This window comes from Enterobacter soli (genome assembly GCF_964208575.1).
GTDB classification, from domain to species: domain Bacteria; phylum Pseudomonadota; class Gammaproteobacteria; order Enterobacterales; family Enterobacteriaceae; genus Enterobacter; species Enterobacter soli_A.
The window spans coordinates 1-12137 of record NZ_CAXOFU010000005.1; the positions used below are offsets into that span (position 1 = coordinate 1).

The window sequence follows — 12137 nt, forward strand, 5'->3', positions numbered from 1 at the left end:
ACAGGGCGTCGCTGAAAGTTATCTGAAATCGTTAAGATTCCTGTCGCTTTAAGAGGTCAACGGCCTTTTATCCGGCAAATCACCCCTTCGGCACCTTCGCCAGACTAAACCAAATCCCTACCGCCAGCGCCAGCAGCATCCCCCCCGCGCTGCCCAGCGCCACGCTGTGCGAGGTAATAAACGCGGTTTTCGCGGCCTCAATCACCGCATCGGCCATCTGAGGCGTCAGATCCTGCGCCACCTTCACCGCCTCGCCAATCGACGAGGAGGCTTTATCCGCTAACGACGCGTTCAGCCCCTGCGGCAGCGCGATGGACGCGGAGAAGCTGCGGGTCAACAGCAGGCCGAAGATCGCAATCCCCAGCCCGGCGCCCAGCTCGTAGGACATGGTTTCGATAGCCCCCGCGGCGGCGGCCTTCTCTTTTGGCGCGGCGGCCATAATCGCAGAGGTGGATGCCAGCAGCGCGCTGGCGGCGCTGAAGCCTAACAGCACCATCAGGCTCCACGCCTGCCACTGCTGGGTGCTGAAATCGAGCAGCGACAGGCCGATAAAGCTCACCGCGCTCAACCCCATCCCGCCAGCCGCCACGATCCGCAGCCCGAGACGCCCCACCAGCACGCCCGCAATCGGCCCGCTAAACCCGCTCGCCAGCATCAGCGGCAGCATAAACATGCCTGCCTCAAACGGCGTAAAGCCGTGAACGAACTGGAGTTCTTGCGCCATCAGCAGCTCAAAACCCACCAGCGCAACCATCGCGGTCATCGCCATCACCACGCCGCTCAGGATAATGCGATGGCAGAACAGGCGCATGTCGATCATCGGCACGCGGGCGCGAAGCTGAATGCGCACGAACACGAACAGCATCGCCGCCCCGATAGCCAGGGTGCTCGCCACCAACCACGGCGACAGCACGCCCTTAAGCGCGGTTTTGGCGCTGTAGACCAGCAGCAAAATCGCGACGATCAGCATAATCGCATGGCTGATGTTGAGCGGCTGCTCCGGACGCCCCTGCTGGGCGGGAACCAACCGCGCGGCAAGCGATACCACAACCAGCACGATCGGCACGTTGATCAAAAACACCGAGCCCCAGTAGAAGTGCTCAAGCAGCATTCCGCCGATCAGCGGGCCAAACGCCGCACCGCCAGAGCCCACCGCCGCCCAGACGCCGAGGGCAATGTTGCGCTGGCGGGCATCGATAAACAGCGTGCGGATCCCCGCGAGGGTCGCCGGAATGATCATCGCCGCGCCGATAGCCAGAGACGCACGCGCGGCAATCAGCCAGCCCGCGGAAGGGGCAAACGCCGCCGCCAGGGACGACAGGCCAAACAGGGTGCTGCCGATAATTAGCAGACGTTTAAAACCGATGCGGTCGCCCAGCGCGCCCATCGGCAGCACCATGCCCGCCATCACCAGCGAGTAAATATCAATAATCCACAGCAATTCATTGCCGCTGGCACCCAGCGTCATGCTCAACGTCGGCGCAGCCACGTGCAGCACCGTCGCGTCAATCGCCACCGGAATATAGACCAGCACGATAATCACTAACGCTAACCACTGACGAAACATAAATTTCCTTTTCACTCTAAACCTGGACACATGTCCAGAATGCGATCCTACGTAAAGTTGAACACTTGTCCAGCTCTTTGTTACACTCGTTTCATCCCCATTGAGAGTGAAAGAAAATGCCTTATCTGAGCAAGGACGAACGGCGGGAAGCTATTTTACAGGCCGCCATGCGCGTGGCGCTGACCGACGGGCTGGCGGCGATGACGGTACGGCGCATCGCCGCCGAAGCGGGCGTCGCCACCGGACAGGTTCACCACCATTTTGCCTCCGGCGGAGAAGTCAAATCGCTGGCCCTTGTGCGCCTGATCCGCGCCCTGCTGGATGCCGAGGTCGTCCCCGAAAACGCCACCTGGCGCGAGCGCCTGCACGCCATGCTCGGCAGCGAAGACGGCAGCTTCGAGCCGTACATCCGCCTGTGGCGGGAAGCGCAGATCCTGGCGACGCGGGATCCGGATATCAAAAGCGCCTACGTGATGACCATGGAAATGTGGCACCAGGAAACGGTCGCGATTATTCGCGCGGGTGCAGAAGAAAAGGCGTTCACCCTTTCCGACCGCCCCGAAAATATCGCCTGGCGTCTGATTGGCTTAGTCTGCGGCCTGGACGGGATATACGTTTTAAATATGCCTGAGATGGACGATGCCGCATTTAATAAGCATCTTGATAAGCTCATTAGCCTTGAATTGTATTAATACTCCGAAAGAAGTAATTAGCGCCGTCACAGTTTACAATTCGTAACACATAAAGCGAACCCTTTTGCCATTACAAACTCTGGGGTTCGCTTTTTTATCTATCCTTTCAGAAGCATCCTAAAACATCCAATAATCTCCACGACCGACAATCAGCTAACAAACTGTTTTAATTTCACTTTTTTCCAATGCGGGTAAGACTGAGGGCGATATGTCACAACAAAGTGAGAAAAATAATCATTACCTGTTGAGTAACTGGAAACCGGAAAACGAACAATTTTGGGAGAACAAAGGAAAGGGCATAGCCCGAAGAAACCTTTGGATTTCGGTGGCTTGTCTGCTTTTAGCGTTCTGCGTCTGGATGTTATTTAGCGCCGTAACGGTCAATCTAAATAAGGTCGGATTTAATTTCACTACCGATCAGCTTTTCATGTTAACCGCATTACCTTCCCTCTCTGGCGCAATATTGCGCGTGCCCTATTCGTTCATGGTGCCAATATTCGGCGGACGCTACTGGACGGTATTAAGCACCGTGATCTTGATTGTTCCCTGCGTCTGGCTGGGGATCGCCGTGCAGGATACCGCCACGCCGTACTGGGTCTTTATCGTCATCGCCCTGCTGTGCGGATTCGCCGGCGCCAACTTCGCCTCCAGCATGGGCAATATCAGCTTCTTCTTCCCGAAAGCGAAACAGGGCAGCGCGCTGGGTATCAACGGCGGGCTGGGCAACCTGGGCGTCAGCGTGATGCAGCTGGCTGCGCCGCTGGTGATCTTCCTGCCGATGTTTACCTTCCTCGGCGTCCACGGCGTGCCGCAGGAGGATGGATCAACCCTGTGGCTGGCGAATGCCGCCTGGATTTGGGCGCCGCTGTTGCTGCTGGCGACCCTCGCCGCCTTCTTCGGGATGAACGATATCGCCAGCTCTAAGGCGTCGATTGCCAGCCAGCTCCCGGTGCTTAAGCGCTTTCACCTGTGGCTGCTCAGCCTGCTTTATCTGGCAACGTTCGGCTCGTTTATCGGTTTTTCAGCCGGGTTTGCGATGCTGTCGAAAACCCAGTTCCCGGACGTGAATATTCTGCACCTCGCCTTCTTCGGCCCGCTGATTGGTGCACTGGCGCGATCCGCTGGCGGGATGATCTCCGACAGGCTGGGCGGCGTGCGGGTGACGCTGATTAACTTCATCTTTATGGCTATTTTCAGCGCCCTACTGTTCCTCACGCTTCCCGGCACCGGCTCGGGCAGCTTTATGGCCTTCTATCTGGTGTTTATGGGCCTGTTCCTGACCGCCGGGCTCGGCAGCGGCTCAACCTTCCAGATGATCGCGGTCATCTTTCGTCAAATCACCCTCACCCGCGTTAAGCAGCAGGGCGGAACCGATGAGCAGGCGCAGCACGAAGCCGTCACCGAAACCGCCGCCGCGCTGGGTTTTATCTCAGCCATTGGCGCGGTCGGCGGGTTCTTTATCCCCAAAGCCTTCGGGACGTCGCTGGCGATGACCGGCTCCCCGGTAGGCGCCATGAAGGTCTTCCTCGTGTTTTACATCGTCTGCGTCCTGGTGACCTGGCTGGTGTATGGCCGTAAATCCGCAAAAAAATAATAACGACACTTGCGCCGGAAGGTGACGCAGCGCCCGCCGGCAACGCTATCGAAGCAGGAGAAATGTCATGAGCAAACTGTTGGATCGCTTCCGTTATTTCAAACAAAAGGGCGACAGCTTCGCCAACGGTCACGGACAGGTGTACAACACCAACCGTGAATGGGAGGACAGCTACCGCCAGCGCTGGCAGTTCGACAAAATCGTGCGATCCACTCACGGCGTGAACTGTACCGGCTCGTGCAGCTGGAAGATTTACGTCAAAAACGGCCTGGTCACCTGGGAAACGCAGCAAACCGACTACCCCCGCACCCGCCCCGACCTGCCCAACCACGAGCCGCGCGGCTGCCCGCGCGGTGCGAGCTACTCCTGGTATCTCTACAGCGCCAATCGCCTGAAATACCCGCTGGTGCGCCGCAGGCTGATTGAGCTGTGGCGCGAGGCGCTGGCAGAGCACGGCGACCCGGTGCTGGCCTGGGACGCCATTCAGCGCGATCCGCAGAAGGCGCAGAGCTACAGGCAGGTGCGCGGGAAAGGCGGATTCATCCGCTCGAACTGGAAAGAGCTGAACCAGCTGATCGCCGCCGCCAACGTCTGGACCATCAAGAACTTTGGCCCCGACCGCGTGGCGGGCTTTTCGCCCATTCCGGCGATGTCGATGGTCTCCTACGCCGCCGGAACGCGCTATCTCTCGCTGCTCGGCGGCACCTGCCTGAGCTTTTACGACTGGTACTGCGATCTGCCGCCCGCCTCGCCCATGACCTGGGGCGAGCAGACGGACGTGCCGGAGTCCGCCGACTGGTATAACTCCAGCTACATCATCGCCTGGGGCTCGAACGTGCCGCAGACCCGCACCCCGGACGCCCACTTCTTCACCGAAGTGCGCTACAAAGGCACCAAAACCGTTGCCATCACGCCGGACTTCTCTGAGGTGGCAAAGCTCAGCGACCAGTGGCTCGCGCCGAAGCAAGGCACCGACAGCGCGCTGGCGATGGCCATGGGCCACGTGATCCTTAAAGAGTTCCACCTCACGAACCCGAGCGACTACTTCCTCAACTACTGCCGCCGCTACACCGATATGCCGATGCTGGTGCTGCTGGACGAGCACGAGGATGGCCGCACGGTGCCGGGCCGGATGCTGCGCGCCTCCGACCTCGCGGACGGGCTGGGTGAAGCCAATAACCCGGAGTGGAAAACCATCGCCTTTGATATCGCCGGAAATCTGGTGGCCCCTAACGGCTCGATTGGCTTTCGCTGGGGCGAAAAAGGCAAATGGAACCTCGAATCCCTGGCGTCGGGCCACGAAACCGAGCTGACGCTCTCGCTGCTCATCACCCACGACAGCATTGCGGACGTCGCCTTCCCCTACTTTGGCGGCAACGAAAACCCGCATTTTCGCAGCGTGAAGCAGGAGCCGGTGTTAACCCGCCGCGTGCCGAGCAAAACCCTGACGCTGGCCGACGGCAGCCAGAGGCGCGTGGTCAGCGTGTACGATCTGATACTGGCGAACTACGGCCTCGATCGCGGGCTGGAGGACAGCAACGCCGCGAAAGATTATGCCGACGTGAAAGCCTACACCCCGGCCTGGGGCGAGCAGATCACCGGCGTGCCTGCGTACCTGATTGAAAAAATCGCCCGCGAGTTTGCCGATACCGCGCACAAGACCCACGGACGCTCGATGATCATCCTCGGCGCCGGGGTGAACCACTGGTATCACATGGACATGAACTACCGCGGGATGATCAACATGCTGGTCTTCTGCGGCTGCGTCGGGCAGAGCGGCGGCGGCTGGTCGCACTACGTCGGCCAGGAGAAGCTGCGCCCGCAGACCGGCTGGCTGCCGCTGGCCTTCGCGCTGGACTGGAACCGCCCGCCGCGCCAGATGAACAGCACCTCGTACTTCTACAACCACGCCAGCCAGTGGCGCTACGAAAAGCTGACGGCGCAGGAGCTGCTCTCCCCGCTGGCGGAGGCCTCGAAATTCACCGGGCACCTGATCGACTTTAACGTGCGCGCCGAGCGCATGGGCTGGCTGCCCTCTGCCCCGCAGCTCAACCTCAACCCGCTGCATATCAAGGCGCGCGCCGACGCCGCCGGCATGACGCCGCAGGAGTACACCGTACAGGGGCTGAAGTCCGGCGACGTTCGTTTCGCCTGCGAACAGCCCGACAGCGGCAACAACCACCCGCGCAACCTGTTCGTCTGGCGCTCGAACCTGCTTGGCTCGTCCGGGAAAGGCCACGAGTACATGCTCAAATACCTGCTCGGCACCGAGAGCGGCATTCAGGGCGAGGACTTAGGCTCGACCGATGACGTGAAGCCGGAAGAGGTGGAATGGCAGACGAAGGCCATCGAAGGCAAGCTCGACCTGCTGGTGACACTCGACTTCCGCATGTCCAGCACCTGCCTGTTCTCCGATATCGTGCTGCCGACCGCCACCTGGTACGAAAAAGACGACATGAATACCTCGGATATGCATCCGTTTATTCACCCGCTCTCCGCCGCCGTCGACCCGGCGTGGGAGTCGCGCAGCGACTGGGAGATCTATAAAGGCATCGCCAAAGCCTTCTCCGAGGTGTGCGTCGGGCATCTGGGCACCGAAACCGACGTGGTGCTTCAGCCGCTGCAGCACGACTCCCCGGGGGAACTCTCCCAGCCGTTTGATATTCAGGACTGGCGCAAGGGCGAATGCGACCTGATCCCCGGCAAAACCGCGCCGAACATTGCGGTGGTCGAGCGCAATTACCCGGAAACCTACGAACGCTTCACCTCGCTCGGCCCGCTGATGGATAAGCTCGGCAACGGCGGGAAGGGAATTTCCTGGAACACGCAGAACGAGGTCGATTTCCTCGGCAAGCTTAACTACGTCAAGCTCGACGGCCCGGCGAAAGGCCGCCCGCGCATTGAAACGGCCATTGACGCCTCGGAGGTGATTCTCGCCCTCGCGCCGGAAACCAACGGCCAGGTGGCGGTAAAAGCCTGGGAAGCGCTGGGGCAGCTGACCGGGCGGGATCACACCCATCTGGCGCTGAACAAGGAAGACGAGAAAATCCGCTTCCGGGACATTCAGGCCCAGCCGCGCAAAATCATCTCCAGCCCGACCTGGTCCGGCCTTGAGAGCGAGCATGTCTCCTATAACGCCGGGTACACCAACGTGCATGAGCTGATCCCGTGGCGCACGATCTCCGGCCGTCAGCAGCTGTATCAGGATCACCCGTGGATGCGCGCCTTCGGCGAAAGCCTGGTGGCCTATCGTCCGCCAATTGATACCCGCAGCGTCACCCACATGCGCGAGATCCCGCCGAACGGCTTCCCGGAAAAGGCGCTGAACTTCCTGACGCCGCATCAGAAATGGGGCATTCACTCCACCTACAGCGAAAACCTGCTGATGCAAACCCTGTCGCGCGGCGGGCCTATCGTCTGGATAAGCGAGGCCGACGCCAGAGAGTTAGGTATCGAGGATAACGACTGGATCGAGGCCTTCAACGCCAACGGCGCCCTCACCGCCCGCGCGGTGGTCAGCCAGCGCGTGCCGCCGGGCATGACCATGATGTACCACGCCCAGGAGCGCATTCTGAACATACCGGGATCGGAGGTGACGGGGCGACGCGGCGGGATCCACAACTCGGTGACGCGCGTATGTCCTAAACCGACGCACATGATCGGCGGCTATGCGCAGCTCGCCTACAGCTTCAACTATTACGGCACCGTCGGCTCCAACCGCGACGAGTTCATCATGATCCGCAAAATGAAAAACATTAACTGGCTGGACGGCGAAGGTCGGGATCAGGTTCAGGAGGCGAAAAAATGAAAATACGCTCACAGGTTGGCATGGTTCTGAATCTGGACAAATGCATCGGCTGCCACACCTGCTCGGTCACCTGTAAAAACGTCTGGACCGGGCGCGAAGGCATGGAGTATGCGTGGTTTAACAACGTGGAAACCAAGCCGGGTATCGGCTATCCGAAAAACTGGGAGGATCAGGAGGAGTGGCAAGGCGGCTGGGTGCGCGGCATTACCGGCAAACTGACCCCTCGCCTCGGCGGACGCGTGGGCGTGCTGTCGAAAATCTTCGCCAACCCGTCCCTGCCGGGCATCGACGACTATTACGAGCCGTTCACCTTTGACTATCAGGATCTGCACCGCGCGCCGGAAGGCGACCATCTGCCGACCGCCCGCCCGCGCTCGCTGATCAGCGGCAAGCGGATGGACAAAATCGTCGGCGGCCCCAACTGGGAGGAGCTGCTCGGCGGCGAGTTCGAGAAGCGCGCCCGGGATCGTAACTTCCAGAAAATTCAAAAAGAGATGTACGGCCAGTTCGAAAACACCTTCATGATGTACCTGCCGCGCCTGTGCGAGCACTGCCTGAACCCAAGCTGCGTGGCGACCTGCCCGAGCGGCGCCATCTACAAGCGCGAGGAAGACGGCATCGTGCTGATCGACCAGGACAAATGCCGCGGCTGGCGCATGTGCATCAGCGGCTGTCCGTACAAAAAAATCTACTTCAACTGGAAAAGCGGCAAGTCGGAAAAATGCATCTTCTGCTATCCGCGCATCGAATCCGGCCAGCCGACCGTCTGCTCGGAAACCTGCGTCGGACGCATTCGCTACCTCGGCGTGCTGCTGTATGACGCGGATCGTATCGAAGAGGCGGCGAGCACCGAGCATGAAACCGATCTGTACGAGCGCCAGTGCGACGTCTTCCTGAACCCGAACGATCCGGCGGTGATTGAGGAAGCGCTGAAACAGGGCATTCCGCAGAACGTCATCGAGGCCGCCCAGCGCTCCCCGGTGTACAAAATGGCGATGGACTGGAAGCTCGCCCTGCCGCTGCACCCGGAATACCGCACCCTGCCGATGGTCTGGTACGTTCCGCCTCTGTCGCCGATCCAGTCCTACGCGGACGCGGGCGGCCTGCCGATGAACGACGGCGTGCTCCCGGCGGTGGAACACCTGCGCATTCCGGTGCAGTACCTTGCCAACATGCTGAGCGCGGGCGATACCGGCCCGGTGCTGCGCGCCCTGAAGCGCATGATGGCGATGCGCCATTACAAACGTTCCCAGACCGTTGAGGGCGTGACCGATACCCGCGCCATCGAAGAAGTGGGCCTGAGCGTGGAACAGGTTGAGGAGATGTACCGCTACCTGGCGATTGCCAACTACGAAGATCGCTTCGTGATCCCCACCAGCCACCGGGAAATGGCGCAGGACGCCTTCCCGGAGAAAAACGGCTGCGGCTTTACCTTTGGCGACGGCTGCCACGGCTCCGACACCAAGTTCAACCTCTTCAACAGCCACCGCATTGACGCCATCAATATCACCGAGGTGCGCGAACACGGGGAGGGAGAATAATGCAGATCCTCAAAATCATCGCGCTGCTGATTGAGTATCCCGATGAGGCCCTGTGGGAGAGCCGCGACGAGGCGATTTCCCTGATCGAACAGGACGCCCCGATGCTGCTGCCGTTTGTGCGGCAGCACCTCGGCGCGCCGCTGCTCGATAAACAGGCTGAATGGTGCGAAGTCTTCGAGCGCGGTCGCGCCACCTCGCTGCTGCTGTTCGAGCACGTTCACGCGGAGTCCCGGGATCGCGGTCAGGCGATGGTGGATTTAATGGGCCAGTATGAGAAAGCCGGACTCCAGCTCGACTGCCGGGAGCTGCCGGACTACCTGCCGCTGTATCTGGAATATCTCAGCATCGTCACCGACGCCGAGGCGCGGGAAGGCTTGCTCAACGTCGCGCCGATTCTGGCGCTGATCGGCGGACGGCTCAAGCAGCGCGGCGTGGCGCACCATCAGCTGTTCGACGCCCTGCTGACGCTGGCAGGCAGCCGCCTTTCCAGTGACAGTGTCACGCAGCAGGTGTCCGGTGAAAAACGGGACGATACCCGCCAGGCGCTGGACGCCGTGTGGGAAGAGGAGCAGGTGAAGTTTATCGAAGACAACGCCACGTCGTGCGACACCTCGCCGATGCAGCAATATCAACGACGCTTTAGCCAGGACGTCGCGCCGCAGTATGTGGACGTCAGCGCCGGAGGCCCAAAATGATCCAGTTTCTGAACGTCTTTTTCTACGATATCTACCCGTATCTGTGCGGCACCGTGTTCCTGCTGGGAAGCTGGCTGCGCTACGATTACGGCCAGTACACCTGGCGCGCCTCGTCCAGCCAGATGCTCGATAAGCGCGGGATGGTGCTGTGGTCGAACTTGTTCCACATCGGCATTCTGGGGATTTTCTTCGGGCACCTGTTCGGGATGCTGACCCCGCACTGGGTCTACTCGTGGTTTCTGCCGATGTCGCAAAAGCAGCTGATGGCGATGATCCTGGGCGGCGTGTGCGGCGTGCTAACCCTGGTGGGCGGTGCGGGTCTGCTGATCCGTCGTCTGACCAACCCGCGCATCCGGGCGACCTCCTCGACGGCGGATATCCTGATCCTGTGCGTGCTGCTGGTGCAGTGCATTCTGGGGCTGACCACCATTCCGTTTTCCGCGCGGTACCCGGACGGCAGCGAAATGCTGAAGCTGGTGGACTGGGCGCAGGCGGTGGTGACCTTCCGGGGCAGCGCGTCGGCGCATCTTGACGGGGTGGCGTTTATCTTCCGCGTACATCTGGTGCTGGGGATGACCATCTTCCTGCTGTTCCCGTTCACCCGTCTGGTACACGTCTGGAGCGCGCCGGTGGAATACCTGACGCGCCGCTACCAGGTGGTGCGTTCACGCCGCTAGTCGCGCGCGTCTTGCCAGAGCAATAAGCCCGGTACGCGCAGCCGCGACCGGGCCATTCAGACTACAGCATCCCGTGCTGAAGCAGGAAACCCCACCAGGGAATGCCGACAAGCATATGAACCGCAAAGGTGCATAGCGCCACAATCGTGCCAATCACCCACCATGACTTAATGTCGTTATATCCCGAGGCGAAGATAATCGGCCCGGCCGCGCCGCCGTAGTGCGTGATGCACCCGCCGTAGGAGTTCGAGAACAAAATAGCCAGCGCCAGCAGCACGGGCGCGGTTCCGGTCACCAGACCCACGGTGGCAAACACCGGCACCATCGCCGCCACGTATGCCCCGCCGGAGGCGAAGAAATAGCGCACCAGCACGCTTAAAAATACGATGATCACGATGGTCATGTTTCCGGCGCTGAGGAAGTCGAGGTGTTCGGAGAGGAACTCGGCCAGCCAGCGGAAAAAGCCCACTTTGCTGAGCGTTGCGCTCAGGCCAATGATGCCGCCGTACCAGATCAGGGTATTCCAGCCGCCCTTATTTTGCAGAACGTCGCCCCAGCAGATGATATTAAACAGCAGCGCGCCGCCCATCGCGATGATAGCGACCGAGGATTCATTTAGCCCAAGATGGCGCGAGAATATCCACCCCAGCAACGCGGTGATAAAAACAACCACCAGTCCCTTCTCTCGAATATTCATCGGGCCAAGTTGTTCAAGCCCATTAGTTGCAATATCAATATTATTGATTTGCTTTATTTCCGGAGAGGAAACCTTGTAGCAAATATAGGGAATGATACTCAGCATCAATAATCCGAGCGGAGCGCCCGCCAGCATCCAGCCAATCCAGCTAATATGAATATGGAAAATATCGGAAATTAACTGGAGCGCTAACGCGTTGCCCGCAAAGCCGGTTAAAAACATATAGCTGGTCGTTTTGGTGACCATATACACGTTAACCATCAGATAACGGCCCGCTTTACACGGCGATTCTTTTGGCGTTGAGCCTAATACCATCGCAATACTGTTGATAATAGGAAAAACGACGCCACCCGCACGCGCCGTATTTGACGGCGTGGCAGGTGCGAGTACCAAATCCAGTAATGCGGTGACGTATCCTAACCTTAGCGTTGTGCTGCCGAACTTGAGGATAAACCAGTAGGCGAGCCGCTTTCCAAGCCCGGTGGTGACAAAGGCCGCGCTAAGCGTAAAGGCGCTGAAAACAAGCCAGGTAGTTCCTGAAGCATACCCGCTCAGCACGTCCGATGATTTCACCGGAGAGTCGCCAAACTTCGTAATAGTGAAACAGGTTAATGCCACCGCGACCAGCATAATAACGGGTTCAGGATAGGGTTTAATGACCAGTCCAACAATGGCGGAAAGATAAATACCTGCCAGTATCCACGCCTCTCGGGTTAATCCATCAGGCGGAGGAATAAATATCGATAATAATATTATTACGGCAAGTAAGATTGTTTTTAAAACGTTTGATTTAATCATATCTCACCCATGAGAAATGTTCCCTGAATAGCAGAGACTTCCCCTCAGAGAAATCCCTGCTGACTTAA

8 protein-coding genes are annotated in these 12137 nt (G+C 59.5%); 6 read left to right on the top strand and 2 right to left on the bottom strand.

Annotated features, from left to right (window positions below; genetic code table 11):
* Positions 1-79: 79 nt before the first annotated feature.
* Positions 80-1567, bottom strand: a complete 1488-nt coding sequence (locus AB6V08_RS06210) for an MFS transporter (protein ID WP_368541862.1) — start codon at positions 1565-1567, stop codon at positions 80-82.
* 116 nt (positions 1568-1683) lie between these two features.
* Here AB6V08_RS06210 and AB6V08_RS06215 point away from each other — a divergent pair, with 116 nt between their 5' ends.
* From AB6V08_RS06215 to narI, 6 genes are all read left to right on the top strand, one after another.
* Complete coding sequence (locus AB6V08_RS06215) at positions 1684-2259, top strand: TetR family transcriptional regulator (protein WP_368541863.1); 576 nt, start codon at positions 1684-1686, stop codon at positions 2257-2259.
* Positions 2260-2467: 208 nt separating this feature from the next.
* Positions 2468-3853, top strand: coding sequence for a NarK family nitrate/nitrite MFS transporter (locus tag AB6V08_RS06220; protein ID WP_368541864.1), 1386 nt, complete (start codon positions 2468-2470; stop codon positions 3851-3853).
* Between the two features lie 67 nt (positions 3854-3920).
* On the top strand, positions 3921-7661 hold the full coding sequence (locus AB6V08_RS06225; RefSeq protein ID WP_368541865.1) for a nitrate reductase subunit alpha: 3741 nt from the start codon (positions 3921-3923) through the stop codon (positions 7659-7661).
* Complete coding sequence (narH, locus tag AB6V08_RS06230) at positions 7658-9202, top strand: nitrate reductase subunit beta (RefSeq protein ID WP_368541866.1); 1545 nt, start codon at positions 7658-7660, stop codon at positions 9200-9202. Before AB6V08_RS06225 ends, narH begins: the two co-directional genes overlap by 4 nt.
* Complete coding sequence (gene narW, locus AB6V08_RS06235; protein WP_368541867.1) at positions 9202-9897, top strand: nitrate reductase molybdenum cofactor assembly chaperone; 696 nt, start codon at positions 9202-9204, stop codon at positions 9895-9897. The genes narH and narW overlap by 1 nt, the downstream gene beginning before the upstream one ends.
* Positions 9894-10574, top strand: coding sequence for a respiratory nitrate reductase subunit gamma (gene narI, locus AB6V08_RS06240; protein WP_368541868.1), 681 nt, complete (start codon positions 9894-9896; stop codon positions 10572-10574). Before narW ends, narI begins: the two co-directional genes overlap by 4 nt.
* Positions 10575-10635: 61 nt before the next feature.
* Here the strand turns inward: narI and AB6V08_RS06245 are convergent, their stop codons facing one another.
* Positions 10636-12069 (bottom strand): anion permease, encoded by a 1434-nt coding sequence (locus AB6V08_RS06245; RefSeq protein ID WP_368541869.1) that lies wholly within the window; start codon positions 12067-12069, stop codon positions 10636-10638.
* Positions 12070-12137 lie beyond the last annotated feature (68 nt).